Origin of the sequence: Massilia arenae, assembly GCF_008014745.1 — a bacterium.
Lineage (GTDB): Bacteria > Pseudomonadota > Gammaproteobacteria > Burkholderiales > Burkholderiaceae_D > Telluria > Telluria arenae.
Window position 1 is genome coordinate 46,087 of sequence record NZ_VPFD01000031.1, and the last position, 22,279, is coordinate 68,365.

The window sequence follows — 22,279 nt, forward strand, 5'->3', positions numbered from 1 at the left end:
GTGACCACCTTGGCCAGCATGGAAACCGGACCGAAAGTCAGTTAGTGATTTTACTGATTTTATCGTTGTATTTTTGCTGAATTTGGGGTCGAAGCCGCAGACGGCCTCATCAGCTGTCGCTATACTTTTTCATGCCCTGTTGCCTTGTTGAAAGAACCTATATGCGCCTGAACACGCCGATCACCAATAACGAATACCAGCTGGCCGACAGCAAGACCATCGTCTCGACCACCGATTTGCAGGGCAATATCCGCTATGCGAACCCGTATTTCGTGCAGGTGAGCGGCTTCACCGAGGATGAGCTGATCGGCGCGCCGCAGAACATCCTGCGCCATCCGGACATGCCGGTGGAGGCCTTCGCCGACATGTGGCAGGCGATCCGCGCCGGGCGGCCGTGGAGCGGCATGGTCAAGAACCGCTGCAAGAACGGCGACTATTACTGGGTGTATGCGAACGTGACGCCGGTGCTCGAGAACGGCCAGGCGGCCGGCTATATGTCGGTGCGCACCAAGCCGACCCGCGAGCAGGTACGCGAGGCGGCAACGCTGTACGCCGAATTCAAGGCCGGCAACCCGCGCGGCCTGGTATTGCGCAACGGCCGCGTCGAACACGGCGGCCTGCGCGGCCGCGTCGCGACGCTGGGACGGCTGCCGCTGCGCACCCAGGTCAACGGCGGCATGGGTCTGTTGACGCTGCTGCTGGCGGCGATCACGCTCGAATGCTGGCGCGACGGCCTGCCGGCGTGGACCTTGCTGTCGCTGGCCGCCTCGCTGGCCATGGTGCTGGGCCTGTGGGCCAGCCTGCACCGCAACGTGCTGGCGCCGCTGGCCGAGGCCTCCGGCTTCGCGCGCCGCCTTGCCGGCGGCGACCTCACCTGCCGCCTGGCGCCGCGCCGCGACGACGAGATGGGCCAGCTGGTGGCGGCCCTGCGCCAGTCGGCCGTCAACCTGTTCAGCGTGATCGGCGACGTGCGCGCCAACTTCGACGAGATCCGCCACGCCACCGGCGAAATCGCAACCGGCAACCTGGACCTGTCGAGCCGCACCGAGACGCAATCGTCAAGCCTGCAGGAGACGGCGGCCAGCATGGAGCAGCTGACCCACAACGTGGCGCAGAGCGCCGACAGCGTCAACGCGGCCAGCGACCTGGCGCGCCGCGCCGCCGCGACGGCCGGCAATGGCCAGCGCACCGTCGTCGAGGTGGTGAGCACGATGGAGGCGATCAGCGCCTCGTCGCACAAGGTGCTCGACATCGTCGGCATGATCGACGGCATCGCCTTCCAGACCAATATCCTGGCCCTGAACGCCGCCGTGGAAGCGGCGCGCGCGGGCGAACAGGGCCGCGGCTTCGCGGTGGTGGCGGGCGAAGTGCGCACGCTGGCCCAGCGCAGCGCGGTGGCGGCCAAGGAGATCAAGGCGCTGATCGACGCCTCGATCGCCAATGTCGACAACGGCAACCGCCTGAGTGTGGCGGCCGGCGCGGCGATCCAGGAAGTGGTGGGCGCGGTCGACCAGGTGACGCGCGTGATGGACGAGATCGCAGGTGCGACGCGCGAACAGTCGAGCGGCATCGGCCAGGTGAACCAGGCGGTGACGCAGCTCGACGCGATCACGCAGCAGAACGCGGCCCTGGTGGAAGAAGCCGCCGCCGCGACGGCGACCCTGGCGCGGCAGACCGACGAGGTGTCGCAGGCCTTGCAGGTGTTCCAGTTGCAGGCGGGTGCGCCGGGACGCAGCGCCCGCACGGCCGCCGGCAAACACGCCATGAAACTGGCCGCGGCGTAATCAGCAAAAATCCCTGCTGCGCGCATCCAGCCCGCCCAGCAGGTGCGACAAGTCCACCAGCCGCTTGGCCACCAGGTGGCGCACTTCTCCCTGGCGCTGCCAGATGCCGTACACCCCGAGCAGCGGCGCATTGAGCACTTCGCGCCGCTGCTGCTCGACCAGGGTCGGCCACACGATCACATTGATGTTGCCGGTCTCGTCTTCCAGAGTCATGAACAGCACGCCCTTGGCCGTGCCGGGGCGCTGGCGCACCGTGACCAGGCCGCAGGCGCGCGCCAGCTGGCCATCCTGGAAATCCATCAGGCTCGAAGCCGGTATGAAGCGCTGCTTGAGCAGACGCTCGCGCAGCAGCGCCAGCGGATGGCGACCGAGCGTCAATCCCTGCGCGCGGTAGTCGCCGACGATCTCCTCTCCTTCGCTCGGCGCGGCCAGCGTGGGCGTCGCTTCGCGCGGCACGGTCGGGCGCAACAGATCCTTGTCGGGCGCGGCGCCCGAGGCCTGCCATAAGGCTTCGCGCCGGTGCCCGGCCAGCGAGCGCAGGGCGTTGGACGCGGCCAGCACCTGCAGGTCGCCCCGGTCGAGATGCGCGCGCCGCGCCAGGTCGGCCACGCTGTCGAAAGGCCGCAAGGCGCGCGCCTGCTCGATGCGCTCGGCCGACTCCTGGCTCATCCCGCGCTGTAGCGAGAAGCCCAGCCGCACCGCCGGCTGGCGCGCGCGGTCGACGGGATCGTACTCTTCCAGCGCCGAATCCCAGCCGCTGACGGCGACGTCGACCGGCCGCACCTCGATGCCGTGACGGCGCGCATCCTGCACCAGTTGCGAGGGACTATAAAAACCCATCGGCTGGCTGTTGAGCAGGGCGCACAAAAACGCGGCCGGCTCGTGGCATTTGAGCCATGAACTCGCATAAGCCAGCAGCGCGAAGCTGGCCGCGTGCGATTCGGGGAAGCCGTATTCGCCGAAGCCCTGGATCTGGCTGAAGATCGCTTCGGCGAATTCCAGCTTGTAGCCGCGTTCGAGCATGCCGCCCACGATGCGCTCGTAGTATTTTTCGAGGCCGCCCTTGCGCTTCCAGGCCGCCATCGCCCGCCGCAGCTGATCCGCCTCGCCCGGCGTGAAGCCGGCGCCCAGGATCGCCACCTGCATCACCTGCTCCTGGAAGATCGGCACACCCAGGGTGCGGCCGAGCGCGACCTTCATCTCGGGGCTCGGATAGTCGACCGGCTCGAGTCCCTGGCGCCGGCGCAGGTAGGGATGGACCATGCCGCCCTGGATCGGGCCGGGGCGCACCACCGCCACCTCGATCACCAGGTCATAGAAGCGGCGCGGCAGCATGCGCGGCAACATGCTCATCTGCGCGCGCGATTCGATCTGGAACACGCCGATGGTATCGGCCTGGCAGATCATGTCGTAGGTGGCGCTGTCCTCGAGCGGGATGTCCTGCATCTCGAACACGTCGCCATAGCGCTGGCCCACCAGCTCCAGGCCGCGCCGCATCATCGACAGCATGCCCAGCGCCAGCACGTCGACCTTCATCAGGCCCAGCTCTTCGAGGTCGTTCTTGTCCCACTGGATGACGCTGCGGTCGGCCATCGTCGCGTTCTCGATCGGCACCAGGCGCGAGAGTTTCCCTTTCGCGATCACGAAGCCGCCCGGATGCTGGGACAGGTGGCGCGGGAAGTTCAACAGCGACTGCGCCAGCGTGGCCCACTGGCGCGACAGCGGCGCCTCGGGATCGAGGCCGCTTTCGGCCAGGCGGCCCAGCAGATCGGCGCGGCTGTCGAACCAGTGATGGGTCTTGGCCACCTTCTCGACGATGGCAAGGTCGATGCCGAGCGCCCGCCCGCTGTCGCGCAGCGCGCTCTTGGGCCGGTAGCTGATCACCACCGCGGCCAGCGCCGCCCGCTGGCGGCCGTACTTGTTGTAGATGTACTGGATGACTTCTTCGCGCCGCTGGTGTTCGAAGTCGACGTCGATGTCGGGCGGCTCGTTGCGCTCGCGCGAAATGAAACGCTCGAACAGCAGGCTGGCGCGGGCCGGGTCGACCTCGGTGATGCCGAGGCAGTAGCACACCGCCGAGTTGGCGGCCGAGCCGCGGCCCTGGCACAGGATGTGCTGCGAGCGCGCGAAGCGCACGATGTCGTACACCGTCAGGAAGTAGTGTTCGTAACCCATCTCGGCGATCAGTTCGAGCTCGTACTCGATCTGGGCCTGCACCTTGGCCGGCACGCCGTCGCGGAAGCGCCGGTGCGCGCCGATCCAGGTTTCGCTGCGCAGGTAGCTGCTGGCATCGTGGCCGTCAGGGACCACCTCATCGGGGTATTCGTAGCGCAGCTCGTCGAGCGAGAAGGTGCACAGGCGCGCGATGCGCACCGTCTCGGCCAGCGCCTCGCGCGAATAGATATTGGCCAGGCGCAGGCGCGCACGCAAGTGCTGCTCGGCGTTCTGCGCCAGGCCGTAGCCGCAGGCGCCCACCGGTTTGCCCAGGCGCGTTGCGCTCAGGGTGTCCTGCAAGGGTTTGCGCGAACGGACGTGCATGCACACGTGGCCCAGCGCGACGATCGGCAGGCCATGCTGCCAGCCCACCTCTTCCACCGTGGCGCGGTGGGCGTCGTCGAAAGCGCGGTGCAGCTGGGTGAGGCCGAGCCAGGCGCGGCCCGGGAAGGTGGTGGCCATCCATGCGGCCTGGGCGTGCAGGCGGTCGACGTCCTGGGCTTCGTGGCCAGGATATGGCGGCAGCAGGATCGCCAGGCAGTCGGGCATGTGCTGCAGGTGCGCGTATTCGGGGATGGGATTGGCCAGGTCGTCGGGCGTGAGCAGATAGGTGCCCTTCTCGCTGCGGGTGCGGCCGATCGTGATCAGTTCGGACAGGTTGCCGTAGCCGTTGCGGTTTTGGGCCAGCAGGATCAGCGAGGGGGCCGGGGTGCCGTCGGGGTTCTTGAGGTGGAAGTGGGCGCCGATGATCAGGGGAAGTCCGGCGTTCTTCGCTTCGGCGTGGGCGCGCACGACGCCGGCCAGTGAGCATTCATCGGTGAGGGCCAGCGCGAAGTAACCCAGCTGCACCGCGCGCGCGACCAGCTCCTCGGCGTGCGAGGCCCCTTGCAGGAACGAGAAGTTCGAGAGACAGAACAACTCGGCGTAGGGGGGCAGCGCCTGGGCCTGGGATGCCGGGGGCTGCGCGGTGGGGGTGGGCTTGGTCACGCTGGGGGCTGTTAAACAGCTAATACTGTATAAAAACACAGTATAACCGAGCTCACTACGCCAGCGACTCAAATGTGGCGTTGAACGCGTGGGCGGCGAAGCCTCCCACCCTACCAGCATCGACTATTCAGGCATGGGTGGGAAAGGGGCGCGGCATAGGGCCGAGGGACGAGCTGGAAGGATCTTGTGCCGCCATCCGCGCGCGCAGGCTGGACACGCCACCACCGTGTGCACGGCGCATGATCGGCTGATCGACGCCGATCATGCGCTCATACGCCAGCATCAACGCCGTGCCGCCCGTGGAATTGACGTAGTCGAGCATATCCATCGTGGTCTCGTAAGCCCAGTCGGAGAAGCTCTCACCCGCCTCGGCCCCTGCCGTCGCACCGGCACTCGTGACGCCGCCCTGCACTTTCGTCAGGATCGTGACGATGGCCCACGAAATCCCCATCCATCCAGTCGTCGCAAGCGTCATGCGCAGCACCGGCATGAGGATGCCCGCCTCGTGGATCGCCTTGAGCACGCCGAGCAAGGCGCTCGCCGGCATCGCGCGGTTGCAGTCAATGGTCGCGATCAGGATCGCGATCTTGTTCATCACTGCCGGATAACGCCGCAGAAAGCGGTACAAGGCGAGACCGATCTGCTGCTCGTCGCCGAGCAGCCGCCCAAGGCCGGCCGCCAGAAAGCAGCCGCCAGTGAGCTTCCACACCACTTTCACCAGCTTCATATCGACCGGTCCGTCCAGCATCGTCGCGCTGGCGAAGGCTTGCAAATGGCTGGCATTGCCGGCCCGCGTGGGGTTCAGCAGCAAGTTGAAGCAGGTGGAAAAATTGGTGTCGTAGCTGCCGTCCACCGCGATGGCGCCGCTTGCGGTCACCGCAATGAACGGCGCTCCCGCGCCACCGACGACGCCGATATTGATGGCGCCATTGGCCTGGAGCGATGCCATCAACTGGATTGCATCCTGCGCGCTGCCGCCGGCGCGCAAGATGCCGTCGCTATCCGCGCTCAGGTAGCTGCCGTCACGGCATTGCAGGGCGATGGCGGGCGCATCCTGGGCCTCGGGTACGCCGATGGTGAACACCTCGGCCGCGTCGCTCGATGTCCCGAGCGCCGTGATCTGGCCGTCGGCAGCGATCGACCAGTAACCGCCTGCCGCGGTCTGGAGCTTGATCTCGTCGCCGGCGGCGAGCGCTCCGGCCAGCGAGACGAAGTTTCTGTCGGAGGTAAACGTTGGCTCGGGCTGGGTGATCGAGACCGACGTATCTTCAGGCACGTTGACGCTCGATACCCCCGCCACGCCCCAGCTGTAGACCATCGAGAACGACTTGACGGCGGCTGGCCAGGTGTCGCCGAAGGTCAGGCTGTCGGCCGTGAACGACAGGCTTCCATTCTCCACCAGCGCTGCGACCTTTTCCGTGACGTCGACCGGTCCGTAGGCGGCGGCGATGATGTTCAGGGCGCGCGGGTCGAGCGACGCTTGCCCGGTGGGAGCGGCCGGGTCGTAGTCGATGTGCAGGGTCTGGTTCTCGGTCGTCGCGGCCATTTGCGGCTTGCGGTCGGCGTACTGGTAGACCACGTGCAGGGTCTTGCGCATCGCCGGCCAGCCATCGCCGAATACGCTGCTGGATGCGGCGACGGACAGCCTGCGCCGGCTCACGCTGGCGCGGACGATGTCGGTGACGTCCTTCAAACCATAGAAGGCGCTCAGGATGTGCAGCGGCGGACGGTAGCTGAGCGCATAGGGATTGCCTTCGACGACGATGTCGATGAATGGAATCTGGCCGCAATAGCTGGCCACGATGACGAAGGTGTTGCGCTTGCCGTTGCCGTCTTCGCCGAGCGTGGCGCTGTCGGCGACCAGGGACAAGGTTCCAGCCGAGTGGTCGGCCAGGTTGCGTACCGTCGCACTCACGTCGGAGCAGCCGAAGCTGGCGCCCCACACGGTCAGTACCGGCTGGGCGGCGTTGTCTTGCGGCGCTGGAGCAGGAGCCCGGATAGATTGCTCGAACTGCTGGGCGCCGATGTTCAGCGTCTGGCCTTCCGAAGCAGTAGCCACGAACGTCGGGCCGCCGTCATAGCGATAGACGACGGTCAGCGTCTTTTCGTGACCAACCCAGGTGTCGCCGAACGTCTGGTTACTTGCCAAAACAGACAGGGTCTCTGGAAAAGCCTGACGGTTGACTTGCTTGATGACCTGCGCGGTGACCTGCTTGAGTCCATAAGCCGCGCCAACAATCTGCAGAACGCCTGTGCTTTGGGTAGCCATACTTGAATCTTCTTTCCGGAATGAATAACATGCTTTGCGACAATTGCGATGGCAGGCGCGACGATCTTCGTTACGTCTTCCCTCGTGGTACGCAATAGTTTGCAAGCTCCGTGCCACCCTGAAACATGGCGTCAAAGCAACAAAATCAAGGATTTAGTCGACTATTTATGCCTGTTGGGTGTAAAACAACGGGTGTTTTTACATGTCAACGAGTAAGTTGACACGCTGGTTGCCTGAATCGAAGTTAAGAATGTGTATTCGGCAAGTTTCTTTTCCTGTAGTATTTACGGCGCCTGCGCCGACCAAACGAGCCGCAAATGACTTCATCGCCTGACCTGATTGCCACTCCCAGTAACGAGCGATATCGCCTCGGTAAGCTGCTTGGCAATGGCGGTTTCGGCGACGTGCATGAGGCGTGGGATCCGGCGCTGCAGCGCACCGTTGCCATCAAGCGCCTGAAGCCTGACCTGGTGCGCGACCAGCCGGATAATCTGCTGCAAGAGGCGCGCCTGGCGGCATCGCTGCGGCATCCTGCCTTCATCCAGATTTACGCACTCGAAGACGACGGCCATAGCAAGTCGATCGTGATGGAGCTGGTTGGAGGGCAAACCCTGCATCAGCTGCTGTCCACGACCAAGCTGTCGCGGGATCAGATACTCGATATCGTTTGCCAGTTGGCGGATGCGATGGCGCAGGCACATGCTGCGGGCTTGATTCATGGTGACTTGAAGCCGGCTAATCTGATGATCGAGCCGTCGGGACAGTTGCGCATCATGGACTTTGGACTGGCGCGCAAGATTGATCCGCTGGCGACCGAGTCGGGGGATGTGCTGCAGACCCAAGGCACTATCGCTTACCTAGCGCCGGAAATTCTGAATGGTAAGCATCCGAGCACGCTCAGCGATATCTATGCTGTCGGCGTAATGATGTACGAGATGATGCGTGGAGAACGGCCATTCGCACATTTACATGGGTTGGCTTTGGCTGCCGCCCAAGTGCAATCATCCTGTGCTCAGTGGAACTTTTCAGCGGATGACGAACAAGATATGGTAACGCTGGTACGCGCAATGTGCGCGCCAGACCCTACTATGCGCATACCAACAATGCAGTCCCTCAAAGACGCTGCGCAGAAGATGGGTGAGCTTGGATCGACAGCGCCCACCTCACACACGCTGTCCTCATTCCCGTCGATTCCAGTGATGTCTCGCCGTGCTTGGCACAGGTTCTTATCCTACGCCGCGGGAGGATTGTTACTACTATGCGGCACAGTGTATCTGTCTAAATCCGTGGGCTTGCCTCACCAGTGGTCACCTCCAATCTCCGATGCTGCGCGAATGTCAAATGGCATAGCTGCATTACGTCATTTTGATCGGGATGGCAGCCTAGATAGCTCTATCGAAAACTTTGGTGCCATATTAGAAAAAAATCCGAGGCACGCAGCTGCAGCTGCCGGCATGGCGCTGGCTTATACTTTGCGCTATGCAGGTGATCGCAGCGACGCAAGCTGGTTACAACGAGCTGATGCTAGTGCTCAAGCAGCGCTAGAACTGGATGACCAATTATCACTCGGCTATGCCGCAAAATCTTTTGTACGTTATCAGCAGGGAAAGGATGACGAAAGCCTGCGGTTTGCAGAGCGAGCCCTGCAACTAGATCCATCAAACCTATTTGCGCTCAATACAAAAAATGGGGCTCTGATGTACCTGCAACGCTATCAAGAGGCTGAACGCAGCATCGTAGTCGCACGTGAAGCCCACCCGACAGAACGTTTATTCATCGACCAATTGGGCGAACTGCGTTTCCGCCAAGGAGATTACGCCAGTGCTGAAAAGATTTTTAGAAAAAGTATCCAACTTGAGCCAGACGCAGTATATGCCTACGCAAATCTGAGCGCTGTGCTACAGAAGCAAGGAAGAGACGATGAGGCATTAGAGGTACTACAACAAGGACTGCAGGTCCGCCCTAGCGGAGTACTTTACACAAACCTCGGAAATGCCCTGTTTAACCGGGGTGACTATATTGCATCCGCTAGGGCATTCGAGCATGCTGTTTCCGCCACGAAGGGCAACAGCATCGCACATCTCAGATGGGCAAATCTGGCCGACACTCTACGCTGGATCCCAGGTCGCGAACGAGATTCTCAACAAGCCTATCGAAACGCAGCGGCCCTTACAAAATCACTGCTCGAGCGCGCGCCAAACGATACTACATTAATTTCCCGTATGGGTTTGTATAGCGCTAAGCTTGGCGATAAAATGACCGCCGCGCAACTTAGCCAGCGAGCCGTAGCTGCCAGTCCTTCCAATCCGGATATCCGCTTCCGGGCTGCCGTTGCCTATGAAATCACAGGTCAACGCAAGGCTGCGTTAGCCGAACTGACCAAAGCACAGCAGCTTGGTTATCCTACTAAACTAATCGGTACCGAACCCGATTTATTGGCGCTGCGGGGCGATCCGCGGTTTGATTTACTTCGTATGGAAAGGGAATGATGACACAACCTTTAATGACATTGACAGCACGCCTTGACGTTAACCAAGTAGACGACGGCGTTAATTGGGTATTCACCGATCTTGACTTAGCCGGAAATTCCGATCACAACTCGAAAGAAGTTCAATGGAACCGAGATATTGATTTCTCGGCTGGCCAACAGTTTCGGATCGCAATTGTCGCGAGCGATAAAGAAAAAACCGGATTCGAATCGCTCGAAGTAGTCGACTGCTGCATAATTACTCGCCCTCAAATTCTTTGCTGCGGGCAAGATATACGTACGTATTATGCTCCTCCATCTATCTTTATTGGCAAAGACGGCGAGCAACTTGGCGCTCTATACCAGATTGATCCATCAGCATTTTCAGTGCATAGCACAGGTATAGATCCCAAGAAAGGCCGACAAATTACGTTGCTGTGGAACGATCAATTGACCGTTGGCCAATACAATGGCTTTTGGGAACTGTCTTTTTACCTTACGGTTCGCATCAAACGCACTGGTGAAGAAACGCAGCAGCTGAGGGTTTTCTATTTCGATCCAGAAACGGAAGTCGGAAACGGGACAAACCCTCCAAGAGCTCCAATTTAAATTTCATACTCGGAATCCAAATTTAAGAACCCGATATGTCGTCTTAATGCCTCTGCCGGTGTCATCAGGTGCGAGGCACACCGCTGGAGATCGCCCTTACAAGCCGTCCAGGCCGCACGAATTTCGTCCTCCGATATATTCGAAGGAAAACGGATCCGCGGGTGAGCCTCCAGCAATTTATAAACCGTAGGCCGCGAAACCCCCAACGCCTTGGAAGCCGCCAGGATCTGCCACTGACTTTTCTCCATCGCCTCCACGAGATCGTCATCGCTCAACTCCGACACCTTGCGCCGCGCCGGTCGCGAAGCAGAAGCAGAAGCAGAAGCAGAAGCAGACGAAGAAGCCACAGTAGCATTAGGAAGAGCAACTACCTCCGCCACAACAGGCACCACCACCGCCTGCTCCAACACCGGCACATTCCCCGCCTGCAAATCCAGCGCCACCCTCCGCATCGCATGCCCCAACTGCCGCACATTCCCCGGCCAGTCCCCATTAAACACTTGACTCAGCAACTCAAATGGCAGATTCCACCCATCCCCCGGCGCCTCGGCCTCCAGAAAATGCCGCATCAACACGCCCATATCCTCACGCCGCTCACGTAACGCCGGCACCCGAATCACAAACGCCTCAAGACGCCGCCGCAAAGCCTGGTTAAACCCACCCTCCCCCAGATCTTGATCGGTCGCCGCGACGATCCGCGCATTCGACCTCGCATCCGCGCCCGCCCCAAGCGGCCGATATTCGCCACTCTCCAGCACGCGCAACAGCATGGCCTGCACAGACGCCGGCGTATCCCCGACCTCGTCCAGGAACAAGGTCCCATCCTCGGCCTCGGCAAACCACCCGCGCCGACCACTGGTCGCGCCGGTGTACGCCCCCTTGACCGCGCCGAACAGCTCGGCCGCCGCCAGCGACTCACTCAAGGTCGCCATATTGATCGCAACAAACCGCCCGTTCCGACGCCCACTGAGCGCATGAATCGCCTGCGCCGCCACTTCCTTGCCGCTGCCGGTCTCGCCCAGCAACAGCACCGGCATGCTGGTCCCCGCCACCTGCGCTATCGCCTCGCGCATCTTGATCGCGCCATCGCCCACGCCGATCAAGCCAGGCACGTTCACCGCGCGCGGCAGGCTGCGCATCAAATGCAGGCACACGAAGATCTGGCTCCCGAGCCCGATCACGATGCCGCGCTCGAGCTCACTCGCCGTGAAGCGATCGGTCCCGTTCGACGGCCGCCCATTGAGCTCCAGCCCCATCTTGCCGCGCACGTGATCGATCTGGATACCGCCCTCGGCGACGAAGCGGATATGCACCGGCTCGCGCGTGATCGACCGCTCGCCCAACGGCGTGCCTTCATGCCCCGCGCCCGGACGTACGGAAAGCGGCGCAAACAGCGGCGCAAACCGGTTCAGCGCGATCGCACCGCCCGCGGCTGGGCCTAGCATCTGCTCGCCGATGCGTTCGCGCTGCGGGTGCCACAGAACCGTGATGCCGAGCACCGGCGCCGAGGCGAAGTCCTCGGCCATCCCATAGCTGGTCAGTGTCGCGTCGGGATCGCTCACGCTTGTCCGCTCACGAAGTTGGCGCCGAGGGCATCGAGATTTTCCTGAAACATGGGCAAAGTAGGCACAATCCGCTTGATGAAAAATATACACAAATTCTAACCGATTGGAACGGCCTGGCGACCTCTCCCGACCCTGCAAAATTGTCATGATTTGGTCAGCGCGAGCAGCCGATTCAATCTATGATCCATCCGACCCTGCTCACCGCGCCAGACCAGAAGGAAAACCCATGCAAGTCCACACCCTGCGCTGCTTCGGCGCCACCGCAAACGCTGGCAATCCTGCTCTCGTCATCGAAGACGATCCGTCACAGCCAGATGCACGCCAGGCCTTCGCGCGCGAACACAACACCACCTGCGTCTGGATCGATCCGCCACAGGAAGACGGCATGGCGGCCATCGTCGACTTCTACTACCCGCACACGCGCAGCCCCCTGTGCCTGCACGCCACGCTGGCCGCGGCAGCGCGACTGTTCGCACGGCCAGGCGCGAACCCGCCATTGACGGTGAAAACCGCCATGCACGGCCAACCGCTCGCCCTGACCCGCGAGGGAGAACACCTGTTCGTACGCCTGTCGCCGCAGCCCGCCCCGCAACCGGCACTCACGCCCGAGCTGCCGGCACGCCTGCTCGGCATCCCCGCAGCAGCCATCGTCGCCGCGCCGCAAGTGGCCTCGATCGGCAGCCCGAAACTGCTGGTGCAAGTGCGCGACCCGGACACCCTGCACGCGCTGACGCCCGACCTGGACGCGATCACGCAGTGGGGCAAGGAAAACGGCGTCAACGGCCTGTACGCCTTCGCAGGCGATGCGGATGCACAGGTCTTCGAAGGCCGCAACTTCAACCACCTCGACCCACGACTCGAAGACAGCGCCACCGGCGTCGCGTCCGGCGCCCTCACCGTCCTGCTCGGCCGCGGATTGACCGTGCGCCAGGGCCGCGCAACCGGCCACGATTGCCTGATCCGCACCCGGATCGAAGACGGCGCCGTACTGGTCGGCGGCCGTGTCGAGACGATTTGACACGTCAAATTGTCACGATTTGTCGTAACTTGGTCGAATAAGTTCTAGCTATAGCCATACTCCGTTGCGTTATTGATACATTACGATGGTTACCGAAGAAACAATTGAGTAATATCCGAATTTCCTTCGGAGAAAAATGTGATTAAACTCAAAATAATGTCTGGTTCGGTGCTGTTTGCCTTATATGGTAGCGCCGCCGTGCTTTCCCTCGTCCCCGCCATCGCCCACGCGCAAACCGCGCCAAGCGTCGCCAGCGGTGAAATCATGCCAAGCGTCAGCGTGGTCGGTTCACGCCGCGTCGGCGCCGCATCGAGCACCGACACCCCGGTCGCCATCGATTTCATTCCGATGACGAAGGCCGCCGAACAAAGTGGCCAGTTCGACCTGGCCCAGGTGCTCTCCAACCTGTCGCCTTCGTTCAACTCGACCCGCCAGACCGGCGCCGACGGCGCCGACCTGATCGACTCGGCCGCCCTGCGCGGCCTGGGTTCGGACCAGACCCTGGTGCTGGTCAACGGCAAGCGCCGTCACACGGTGGCGCTGGTGAACCTGTTCGGCGCGCGCAACCGCGGCAATACCGGCACCGACATGAACGCGATCCCCGTGATGGCGATCCGCGAAGTGCAGGTGCTGCGCGACGGCGCCGCCGCCCAATACGGCTCCGACGCGATCGCCGGCGTGATCAACATCGACCTCAAACGCAGCCTCGGTTGCGAATCGGTGCTCGGCTACGGCCAGTACACCGCGGGCGACGGCGAGAACTGGCTGGCGTCGGCCTACTGCGGCGTGGCGGTGGCCGGCGGCGTGCTGGGCATCACCGGCGAATACTACGATCGCGGCCGCTCCAACCGCTCCGAAGCGGGCAACCCGCGCATCATCGGCGACACCAAGTCCGAGAACCAGACCGTCTACCTGAACGGCGAATTCCCCACCGGCCCCGGCAAGCTGTATTTCACGGCCGGCGCGCAAAAGCGCGACGCTTCCTCGGCCGCCTGGGCGCGCGAAGGCCTCGGTTCCGAAGACATCCCGTCGCGTAACTCGGCGGCGATGTACCCGGACGGTTTCGTCCCTTTCATCGACGGCGACGTCGACGACCGCTGGGGCACCGTCGGCTACCGCTGGGCGGTGGGCGAATGGAATGCCGACGTCTCGCAGACCTATGGCTACAACCGCCTGAAGTACGACATCAACAACACCCTCAACGCCTCGATCGCCAACCTTGACCTGCTCAATGGCGGCCAGGGCACGAGCGCCAGCCGCTTCTACGCCGGCGGCTTCTCGTTCCAGCAGTCGACCACCAATCTCGACATCAGCCGCTTCTACGGCGACGTATTGAAGGGCATGAACGTCGCCTTCGGCCTCGAGCATCGCCGCGAGAACTACAAGATCTTCGCCGGCGAAACCGGCTCGTGGATCGACGCCGATGGCGTGGGCGAAGGCGGCAATGCCGGCAGCCAGGGCTTCCCGGGCTTCCAGCCGGGCGACGAGACCGACAGCGACCGTCACAGCAACGCGGCCTATGCCGACATCGAGCTTGAGGTGACCGACCGCTTCAAGGTGCAGACCGCCGTGCGCCACGAACGCTATTCGGACTTCGGTTCGACCACCACCGGCAAGCTGGCCGCCGCATACCGCCTGGCGCCGAGCGTGCTGCTGCGCGGCTCGGCCAGCACGGGCTTTCGCGCGCCGTCGCTGCAGCAGATGTACTTCTCGTCGACCTTCACCGACTTCGTCGGCGGCCAGCCGCTGGACGTGGTGCTGGCGCCGAACGGCGGCCCGGTCGCCAATGCCGCCGGCATCCCGCAGCTGAAGGACGAGGAATCGAAGAGCTACACGCTGGGCCTGACCTGGTCGCCGACGCAGTCGACGTCGGTCACGGCCGACCTGTACCGCATCGACATCGACGACCGCATCGTGCTGTCGGGCCGCTTCGACGCCGACAACTACCCGGCGCTGGGCGCCACCCTGCAGCAACTGGGCGTAGGCCAGGCGCAGTTCTTCGTCAACTCGGTCGACACCAAGACGCAAGGCCTGGACCTGACCGTGTCCAACCGCAGCAAGGTGGGCATCGGCAACCTGACCACCTTCCTGGCTGTGAACTTCAGCAAGACCGAGGTGCAGCGCGTGAAGGCGCCGGCGGCACTGGAAGGTTTCGAGGACGTGCTGCTGTCGGAACGCGAGCGCCTGTTCATCGAAGAAGGCGCGCCGCGCCGCAAGGCCACGCTGGGCCTCGACTGGACCCAAGGCCAGCTCGAGACTTCGCTGCGCGTGATCCACTTCGGTCCGCAGACCCTGGGCACCTTCTCGGGCCCGCCGGTGCCGAACCAGCACTATGAGTCGAAGACTTCGGCCGACCTGTCATTCACCTGGGCCTTTACCGAGAAGACCCGGCTGACGGTGGGCGGCACGAACATCTTCGACGTCAAGCCGACCCGCCAGGATCCGAACGAGACCGACAACGGCTTCAAGTACGAGAGCGTGCAGTTCGGCCTGAACGGCGCGGCGATGTTCGCGCGCCTGGCGCACAAGTTCTGATCGCACCCCGATCGGACAGCAAACGGCCCGCGATCATCGCGGGCCGTTTTTATTCAGGGCTTGCCGAAGCGCTCGGCCAGCAGGCGAAGCAGGACCAGGTACACGACGCAGGCCAGCAGGAACAGCGCGCCGTGTGGCATGGCGCGCTTTACGTACTCATACGAAAAGCCGAGCAGTACGATGCCGATAATGTAGATATGGGCCTTCCGCATGGTCATCCTCGCGCGTCGAAAAGACGATACACGGTAGCATGACCGGCGCCGATATATCATGCCTGTCTTTTGATTCAACAAGAATGTCATGCAAAAACTGATCGCCGAACTGATGCGGCTTTATCTTCCCGCCGACGCGCCACCGGCCGACGTCCTGACGCTGCACGTGCTCGGCCAGCGGAACGTGCCGGTCAGCCTGACGGGTGGCGACGGCCAGACGCGCGCCATGATGATCCCCTTCCGCAAGACCAAGGGCGCCGAGAGCGACGCCCACTGGCTGCGGCTGTGCGAAGTCGCCAACACGCTGCAGGAAACGCTCGGCCTGCCCGCGCCTGCGGTGAGCATTTCGGGCGGCGACGCTTATTACCTGTGGCTGTCGCTGGCGGAGCCGGTGCCGGCCGACCAGGCCCAGACCTTCCTCGAACGCCTGCGCGACGCCTGGTTCCCCGAGATCGAGCTGGATACGGACGCCGTGCGCGCACCGATCGCGCTGCCGCCCTGCCTGCATCCGCGCACCGGCAAGTGGGCCGCGTTCATCCATCCGGGCATGGGCGCCTCGTTCGCCGACGAGGCGGGGCTGGACATGCCGCCGCCGCCGCTGGGACAGGCGGCCTTCCTCGAAGGGCTGGAAAGCATCGGCAAGGAACAGTTCGAGCAGGTCTTCCAGGCGCTCGATGGGGCGCACCAGAACAAGCCGATGGCGGTGCCGGCCCCTGCTGCCGCGCCAGCGCCGTCCGCTCTACGGCATGCGCCGGCGCCAGGCTTGCTGCTGAAGGACGCGACGCTGGAAGACATCGTGCGCCACCTGCATGCGATGAATATCGAGCCGACGTTCAGGCACCTGCTTCCGTCGGACCGTTACGACTAAGGGCGCGCTAGGCCCTATTTGGTGACGGCGATCATCGAGCGTTTGCCGCCCTTGAAGGTATACAGCGTGATGGTGCCATCGCGAATATCGCCACGCTGATCGAAAGCGATCGGCCCGGTCACGCCCTTGTACTGGATCTTGGCCAGCACCGGCAAATATTTGGCCGGCGCCGACGATCCGGCCTTCACCATCGCTTCTGCCATGGCCATCGTCGCGTCGTAGGCATACGGCGCATTGATCTGCACGTCGATGCCAAAGCGCTTCTTGTAGTCGGCGCGGAACTTGTCCATGCCGGCCTTGGCGTCGCCCTGCACGCCGCCCGCTTCCGCGCACACCACCTGGCCGTCCGTCATGGTGCCGCCCGACAGCTTGAAGATCTCGTCCGAGCAGATGCCGTCGCCGCCCATCACGCGCACGTTCATGCCCAGCTGCTTCATCTGGCGCAGCATCGGGCCGGCGGTCGCGTTCATGCCGCCGAAGAACACCAGGTCCGGCTTGGTGGCGCGGATGCGGGTGACGATGGCGCTGAAGTCGGTCGCCTTGTCGTTGGTGAACTCGCGCGCGACGACGCTGCCGCCGGCCTTTTGCAGGCTGCGCGAGAACTCGGTCGCCAGGCCCTGGCCGTAGGCGGTGCGGTCGTCCACCACCGCCACCCGCTTGGCCTTCATCGGGCCGGTGGCATAACGGCCCAGGGCCTGGCCCAGTTGCACGTCGTTGGCGATCACGCGGAAGGCCGTGTTGTAGCCCTGCTGGGTGTATTTCGGGCTGGTGCTCGAGTGTGAGATCTGCGGGATGCCCGCGGTGTTGTAGATCTTGGAAGCCGGGATCGTGGTGCCCGAGGTCTGGTGACCGATCACGCCATTCACCTTGGCGTCGACCAGCTTCTGCGCCACGCTCGTGGCCTGCTTCGGATCGGCCGCGTCGTCCTCGGCCACCAACTGGAAGGTAACCTTCTTGCCGCCAATGGTCACGCCTTTGGCGTTGAGCGCCTCGATCGCCATGCGCGCGCCGTTCTCGGTGTCCTTGCCAAAATAGGCCACCGGGCCGGTCAGGCCCGCCACGTGGGCGATCCGCACCACTTCCTGGCTCGAGGCCACGCCGGCCAGGGTCGACAGCACGGCTGCCATGATTATCTTCTTGTTCATCGGTTCCTCGTTCATTGCGATGCGGGCCGCGCGTGTGGCCCGCCGAACCGATCATTCTACCGCGAGCAGGCGCGGCGCGTGAAAGTGGACATTGGTGATGTTTGCCTTGCATCGGCTCGGGTATGCTGTTGCGCCTGCCCTTGCACGGATGCCCAACCGGCGCGAACAAGCGCGGTCAAAATAACCACCTCGAGCGGAGAACATCATCGTCAGTCCAGCCAGAACAAGTGGATCCTGCCTCGTCGTTGCCAGCCTTCTGCTCCTGACGCTTCCGGGCCATGCCCAGTTGCCGGCTCCGAGCCGCACCATCTACAAATGTGAAGTGGACGGCAAGATCGCCTATACCGATAAACCTTGCCTGGGCGCGCAGCGGCTCGATGTGATGCCAACGCGAGGTGTCAACAAACTATCGGGGCAGACGCGCATTGGCGCTGATGTCGCACGCGAACACCACCAGGAAGGCATGGCGCGTGCCTTCAAGCCCCTGACCGGCATGAACGAACAGCAGTTCGCGACAGAGACCAGGCGTTATCGGCTCGACGGGCGCTCAAAACGTGAATGCCGCACGCTGGAAGCCGCCATTCTCGACAACGAACAGCGCGAACGCAGCGGGATGCGCGACACGGTGGACGCGCTGCAGCAGGAAATCCTGGAACTTCGCCAGCGCTATCACAAGCTTGGCTGCTAATTGCCGGAGTCAGGCTTTGGCGGTCATGACAGTCGCGGACGCCGCCTTGAACGTCACGACCGCCTTCAGCCCACCCAGGCGCACCGAACTATCCAGCGTCAAGGTCGCCCCATGGCGCTCGGCGATCGCCTTGATGATGGCCAGACCCAGGCCGCTGCCGGCGGCATCGCTGCCTGCCACGCGGTAGAAGCGGTCGAACACGCGCTCGCGCTCTTCCGGCGGGATGCCCGGTCCGCTGTCCTCGACCTGCACCACGATCTTGCCCCCTTCGTGCTGGACCGCGATATCGACCGTGCCGCCGCCCGGCGTGTACTTGACCGCGTTCTCCACCAGGTTGCGCAGCAGGATTTGCAGCGCGTCGGGCTGGCCAAGGGCGGTGGCCGGGTCGGCCTGCTGCACGCCCAGGTCGACGCCCTTGGCAGCGGCCACGCCGGCCAGGTCGGCCACGGTGCGGCGCGCCAGGTCGGCCAGATCGACCGGGCGGGCGACCGTGCCTTCGGCGGCCGTCGCTTCTTGCCGCGCCAGCACCAGCAGCTGCTCGACCAGGCGCGTGGCGCGGTCGATGCCGGCGGTGAGGCGCGACACCGCGACGCGGCGCGCTTCCGGGGTGTCGGCGCGGTCCAGGCTCTGCGCCTGCAGGCGCAGGGCGGCCAGCGGCGTGCGCAGCTCGTGCGCGGCGTCGGCCACGAAATGCTGCTGGGCCTCGAAGGCAGTCCTGACGCGGCCGAACAGCAGGTTCAGCTCCTGCACCAGCGGCCTCACCTCGTCGGGCAAGCCGGTGTCGGACACCGGCGACAAATCGTCGGCCTGGCGCGCGGCCACCTGCGAGCGCACCCGCGCCACCGGCTGCAGCGAGCCGCTCACGACCCACCACACCACCAGCATCAGGATCGGCATCATGACCGCGATCGGGCCCAGCGTACGCAGTGCCAGGTTGCCGGCCATATTGCGGCGCACGGCCAGGTCTTGCGCGACCTGCACGGTCTGGTTCGAGGTCTGGATCGAGAACACGCGGTAGGTGGTGCCGTTGGCGCGTACATTGGAAAAGCCCAGCACCGCGCGCTGCGGCAGGCGCGCGCGCGAGACGCTGTGGAACATCTGGACGCCGTCGGGGGACCACATCTGCACCACCATGTCGTCGTTGCCGCTGGCGCTGCTCTCGGCTTCCATGCGCGCGCGCGCCTCGTCGTTCGACAGCGGCGTGCCGGAGCGCAGCGACAGCGCCATCTGCTGCATGTGGTAGTCGAAGATCTGGTCGGCGTCGTGCAACGCGGTGCGGTAGGCGATCGTCGCCTGCGCCACCGCCGCCAGGGTGATCGCCGCGAGCAGGAACCAGAGCAGGCGCCCGCGCAGCGAGTGCGTCATTTTCATGCCTTGGGCACCATATAGCCGACGCCGCGCACGTTCTGGATCAGGTCACTGCCCAGTTTCTTACGCAGGCCGTGGATATAGACTTCGACCGCGTTGCTGGAGACTTCGTCGCGCCAGCTGTACAGTTTTTCTTCGAGCTGGGCCCGCGACAGCACCGCGCCGGGACGCGCCACCAGCGCCTCGAGCACCGCCCATTCGCGCGCCGACAGCGACACCTGCGTGCCGTCGACCAGCACTTCGCGGGTGGCGGGATTGATGCTGATGTTGCGGTATTCGAAGATCGGCTCGGCGCGGCCGGCGGCGCGGCGCAGCAGCGCGCGGATGCGCGCCAGCAGTTCGTCGAGGTCGTAGGGCTTGAGGACGTAGTCGTCGGCGCCGGCGTCGAGGCCCGCGATGCGCTGCTGGACCGAGTCGCGCGCGGTGGCAACCAGCACCGGGGTGCGGTCCTTGCGCGTGCGCATCGAGCGCAGCACTTCGAGGCCATCCTTGCGCGGCAGCCCCAGGTCGAGCAGCACCAGGTCATAGTTCTGGTTCTGCAGCAGGGCCGTGTCGGCCATCTCGCCGTCCTTGACCCAGTCGACGGCGTAGTGCTCGGCCCTGAGCAGGTCGAGCACCACTTCGCCGATCATCGTATCGTCTTCCACCAGCAGTAGCCGCATGTGTTTCCCTAAAATGAAGCCCGTGCGGGTCGAGGACGCTGTGCTTCCTTAGCCGATCCGCACCGGAATGAAGATTTTGTCACCACCGCGCTGGATCAGCAAGGCCACCGACTTGCTGGCCTTGGACACCATGTCGCGTACCTGCTCGACCGAGTTCACCGGCCGGCCGTTGACCGAGATGAGCACGTCGCCCGGCTCGATGCCGGCGATCAGCGCGGCGCCCGAGGAATCTTCGATCACCAGGCCGTTGGCGATGCCGCTGCGACGGCGCTCGCTTGATTCCAGCGGACGCAGGGTCAGGCCCAGCTTGGCGCTGTTGTCGGCCACTTCGGCGACTTCTTGCTGCTGGCCGCGGCGCGACCTGGCAGCGGCATCGCCCAGCGTCGTATCGAGACGCACCAGTTTACCGTCACGCCAGACATCGAGCGCCATCTTGTCGCCCGGCTTGGACAGGGTCATCAGGGCCGGCAGGTCGCCCGACGAGACGATGGTCTTGCCGTTGGCGCGGCGGATCACGTCGCCCGGCTTCAGGCCGGCCCGCTCGGCCGGACCGCCGCGTTCGACGCTGAAGACCAGGGCGCCTTCGACCGTCTCGAGCTTGAACGAGTCGGCGAAGCCTTGTTCGACTTCCTGCACCTGCACGCCCAGCATGGCATGCTGCACCTTGCCGGTGGCGACGATCTGGTCCTTGATGCGCACCGCGAGGTCGATCGGGATCGAGAACGACAGGCCCTGGTAGCCACCCGTCATGCTGTAGATCTGCGAGTTGATGCCGACGACCTCGCCGCGGGTATTGAACAGCGGACCACCCGAGTTGCCGGGGTTGACCGCGACGTCGGTCTGGATGAACGGCACGGCGGCGTCCGAGATCGTGCGACCGGTGGCGCTGACCACGCCGGCGGTGACGGTGCTTTCGAGGCCGAACGGCGAACCGATGGCCAGCACCCACTCGCCCACCAGCAGCGACTGCGATTTGCCGAGCGGCGCCACCGGCAAGCCCTTGGCGTCGATCTTGAGCACGGCCACGTCGGTGCGCGGGTCGGCGCCCAGGACCTTGGCGCGGAATTCGCGGCGGTCCTGCAGCTTGACGGTCACTTCGTCGGCGCCTTGCACGACGTGGGCGTTGGTTAGGATGACGCCGTCCGGGCTTACGATGAAGCCCGATCCGGCGCCGAAAACGGGAGTCCCACGATCGCCGCCGCGTTCGCCGCGTGGATCCTGGAACTGTCGGAAGAATTCGTAGAAGGGGTGGCTCGGGTCGAGGTTCGGCAAGCCGCCGCGATTGGCGGTCTTGGTGCCGCCGACGACGCGGATGTTGACCACCGCCTTGCCCTGCTGGGCGGCGATGCGGGTGAAATCGGGGAGCGCAACGGTCGACGCTGGAGCGCCCACGGCGGCGGCCGGCGCGGGCGCTGGGGCTGGCGCAGCTGCAACGGCAGGCGCGGCCTGGGCCGCGGCACTGGCGGCGGCATTATTGTGATTGACAGCGATGGCACCGACCGCGCCTCCGATGACGCCTGCGGCACCCAGGGCCAGCATGAGGCGTTTGGCAGTGATGGCAGTAACGGCACTTGGGTTCGACATGGTGTGTGCTCCTGGTGAAAATGTGTTGAATCGATGTTGAGTATCGATGGACGTATCTTCGCGCAGCCGCCTTAGATCATGCTTAAGTTGACAAGGCTTGGGGCTTAGGCGCGCCTTAATGATCAGCGAAAGTCGTTATTTCGTCAGCCCAAAAAGGTCGTTCCCGCGCAGGCGGGAACCCAAGTCTGCCCGCGTTACCTAAACGCTCGCAAAATTAGGTTCCCGCCTGCGCGCACTGCTGTCCGGAATAATCTTCTTGATTTTTCCATCAGAATAGGCGTCCCTGTTTGAGTGCCAAGTCCTC

15 protein-coding genes are annotated in these 22,279 nt (G+C 63.9%); 7 read left to right on the plus strand and 8 right to left on the minus strand.

The window, feature by feature from the left end:
• Window positions 1-161: 161 nt before the first annotated feature.
• Complete coding sequence (locus tag FVD38_RS22755; protein WP_147936893.1) at window positions 162-1,784, plus strand: methyl-accepting chemotaxis protein; 1,623 nt, start codon at window positions 162-164, stop codon at window positions 1,782-1,784.
• Here FVD38_RS22755 and FVD38_RS22760 read toward each other — a convergent pair whose 3' ends face one another.
• Window positions 1,785-4,985 carry an error-prone DNA polymerase gene (locus tag FVD38_RS22760; RefSeq protein ID WP_147936894.1) on the minus strand — a complete coding sequence of 1,067 codons (3,201 nt, stop codon included), beginning with the start codon at window positions 4,983-4,985 and terminating at the stop codon, window positions 1,785-1,787.
• A 127-nt stretch (window positions 4,986-5,112) separates the two neighbouring features.
• Window positions 5,113-7,254: a hypothetical protein gene (locus FVD38_RS22765; protein ID WP_147936895.1), complete on the minus strand. Its 2,142-nt coding sequence runs from the start codon at window positions 7,252-7,254 to the stop codon at window positions 5,113-5,115.
• 317 nt (window positions 7,255-7,571) lie between these two features.
• Between FVD38_RS22765 and FVD38_RS22770 the strand changes: the two genes are divergently transcribed.
• The gene (locus FVD38_RS22770) at window positions 7,572-9,743 is read left to right on the plus strand and encodes a serine/threonine-protein kinase (protein ID WP_147936896.1); all 2,172 of its coding nucleotides are present in this window, start codon (window positions 7,572-7,574) and stop codon (window positions 9,741-9,743) included.
• On the plus strand, window positions 9,740-10,330 hold the full coding sequence (locus FVD38_RS22775) for a hypothetical protein (RefSeq protein WP_147936897.1): 591 nt from the start codon (window positions 9,740-9,742) through the stop codon (window positions 10,328-10,330). Before FVD38_RS22770 ends, FVD38_RS22775 begins: the two co-directional genes overlap by 4 nt.
• On the opposite strand, the gene FVD38_RS22780 is transcribed toward FVD38_RS22775, so the two are convergent.
• Window positions 10,327-11,892: a sigma 54-interacting transcriptional regulator gene (locus FVD38_RS22780; protein WP_187271680.1), complete on the minus strand. Its 1,566-nt coding sequence runs from the start codon at window positions 11,890-11,892 to the stop codon at window positions 10,327-10,329. The two genes, FVD38_RS22775 and FVD38_RS22780, sit on opposite strands and share 4 nt — an antisense overlap.
• Before the next feature lie 229 nt (window positions 11,893-12,121).
• Between FVD38_RS22780 and FVD38_RS22785 the strand changes: the two genes are divergently transcribed.
• Both FVD38_RS22785 and FVD38_RS22790 read left to right on the plus strand, forming a co-directional pair.
• A complete protein-coding gene (locus FVD38_RS22785) occupies window positions 12,122-12,913 on the plus strand; it encodes a PhzF family phenazine biosynthesis protein (protein ID WP_147936899.1) in 792 nt (263 codons plus the stop codon).
• 156 nt (window positions 12,914-13,069) lie between these two features.
• On the plus strand, window positions 13,070-15,448 hold the full coding sequence (locus FVD38_RS22790; RefSeq protein ID WP_229493925.1) for a TonB-dependent receptor plug domain-containing protein: 2,379 nt from the start codon (window positions 13,070-13,072) through the stop codon (window positions 15,446-15,448).
• 53 nt (window positions 15,449-15,501) lie between these two features.
• On the opposite strand, the gene FVD38_RS26575 is transcribed toward FVD38_RS22790, so the two are convergent.
• Complete coding sequence (locus FVD38_RS26575; RefSeq protein WP_187271681.1) at window positions 15,502-15,660, minus strand: hypothetical protein; 159 nt, start codon at window positions 15,658-15,660, stop codon at window positions 15,502-15,504.
• 88 nt (window positions 15,661-15,748) lie between these two features.
• On the opposite strand from FVD38_RS26575, the gene FVD38_RS22795 reads away from it, so the two are divergent.
• Entirely contained in the window at window positions 15,749-16,528 is a 780-nt protein-coding gene (locus FVD38_RS22795; RefSeq protein WP_147936901.1) for a hypothetical protein, read from the plus strand.
• A 14-nt stretch (window positions 16,529-16,542) separates the two neighbouring features.
• On the opposite strand, the gene FVD38_RS22800 is transcribed toward FVD38_RS22795, so the two are convergent.
• On the minus strand, window positions 16,543-17,673 hold the full coding sequence (locus FVD38_RS22800; protein ID WP_147936902.1) for a branched-chain amino acid ABC transporter substrate-binding protein: 1,131 nt from the start codon (window positions 17,671-17,673) through the stop codon (window positions 16,543-16,545).
• Window positions 17,674-17,995: 322 nt separating this feature from the next.
• Here FVD38_RS22800 and FVD38_RS22805 point away from each other — a divergent pair, with 322 nt between their 5' ends.
• On the plus strand, window positions 17,996-18,361 hold the full coding sequence (locus FVD38_RS22805) for a hypothetical protein (RefSeq protein ID WP_147936903.1): 366 nt from the start codon (window positions 17,996-17,998) through the stop codon (window positions 18,359-18,361).
• A 9-nt stretch (window positions 18,362-18,370) separates the two neighbouring features.
• Here FVD38_RS22805 and FVD38_RS22810 read toward each other — a convergent pair whose 3' ends face one another.
• Genes FVD38_RS22810 through FVD38_RS22820 form a run of 3 tightly spaced genes read right to left on the minus strand, consistent with a single transcriptional unit; the run spans window position 18,371 to window position 21,975 of the window.
• Window positions 18,371-19,732 carry an ATP-binding protein gene (locus FVD38_RS22810; RefSeq protein WP_147936904.1) on the minus strand — a complete coding sequence of 454 codons (1,362 nt, stop codon included), beginning with the start codon at window positions 19,730-19,732 and terminating at the stop codon, window positions 18,371-18,373.
• Window positions 19,729-20,391, minus strand: coding sequence for a response regulator (locus FVD38_RS22815; RefSeq protein WP_005662855.1), 663 nt, complete (start codon window positions 20,389-20,391; stop codon window positions 19,729-19,731). The genes FVD38_RS22810 and FVD38_RS22815 overlap by 4 nt, the downstream gene beginning before the upstream one ends.
• A 48-nt stretch (window positions 20,392-20,439) precedes the next feature.
• Window positions 20,440-21,975 (minus strand): Do family serine endopeptidase, encoded by a 1,536-nt coding sequence (locus FVD38_RS22820; protein WP_147936905.1) that lies wholly within the window; start codon window positions 21,973-21,975, stop codon window positions 20,440-20,442.
• Window positions 21,976-22,279 lie beyond the last annotated feature (304 nt).

Excerpts from the sequence above, each read along its gene's own strand:
- FVD38_RS22755 (WP_147936893.1), top strand. The coding sequence starts at position 162 with ATGCGCCTGAACACGCCGATCACCAATAACGAATACCAGCTGGCCGAC.
- FVD38_RS22765 (WP_147936895.1), bottom strand. The coding sequence starts at position 7,254 with ATGGCTACCCAAAGCACAGGCGTTCTGCAGATTGTTGGCGCGGCTTAT.
- FVD38_RS22770 (WP_147936896.1), top strand. The coding sequence starts at position 7,572 with ATGACTTCATCGCCTGACCTGATTGCCACTCCCAGTAACGAGCGATAT.
- FVD38_RS22775 (WP_147936897.1), top strand. The coding sequence starts at position 9,740 with ATGATGACACAACCTTTAATGACATTGACAGCACGCCTTGACGTTAAC.
- FVD38_RS22785 (WP_147936899.1), top strand. The coding sequence starts at position 12,122 with ATGCAAGTCCACACCCTGCGCTGCTTCGGCGCCACCGCAAACGCTGGC.
- FVD38_RS22790 (WP_229493925.1), top strand. The coding sequence starts at position 13,070 with ATGTCTGGTTCGGTGCTGTTTGCCTTATATGGTAGCGCCGCCGTGCTT.
- FVD38_RS26575 (WP_187271681.1), bottom strand. The coding sequence starts at position 15,660 with ATGCGGAAGGCCCATATCTACATTATCGGCATCGTACTGCTCGGCTTT.
- FVD38_RS22795 (WP_147936901.1), top strand. The coding sequence starts at position 15,749 with ATGCAAAAACTGATCGCCGAACTGATGCGGCTTTATCTTCCCGCCGAC.
- FVD38_RS22800 (WP_147936902.1), bottom strand. The coding sequence starts at position 17,673 with ATGAACAAGAAGATAATCATGGCAGCCGTGCTGTCGACCCTGGCCGGC.
- FVD38_RS22810 (WP_147936904.1), bottom strand. The coding sequence starts at position 19,732 with ATGAAAATGACGCACTCGCTGCGCGGGCGCCTGCTCTGGTTCCTGCTC.
- FVD38_RS22815 (WP_005662855.1), bottom strand. The coding sequence starts at position 20,391 with ATGCGGCTACTGCTGGTGGAAGACGATACGATGATCGGCGAAGTGGTG.
- FVD38_RS22820 (WP_147936905.1), bottom strand. The coding sequence starts at position 21,975 with ATGTCGAACCCAAGTGCCGTTACTGCCATCACTGCCAAACGCCTCATG.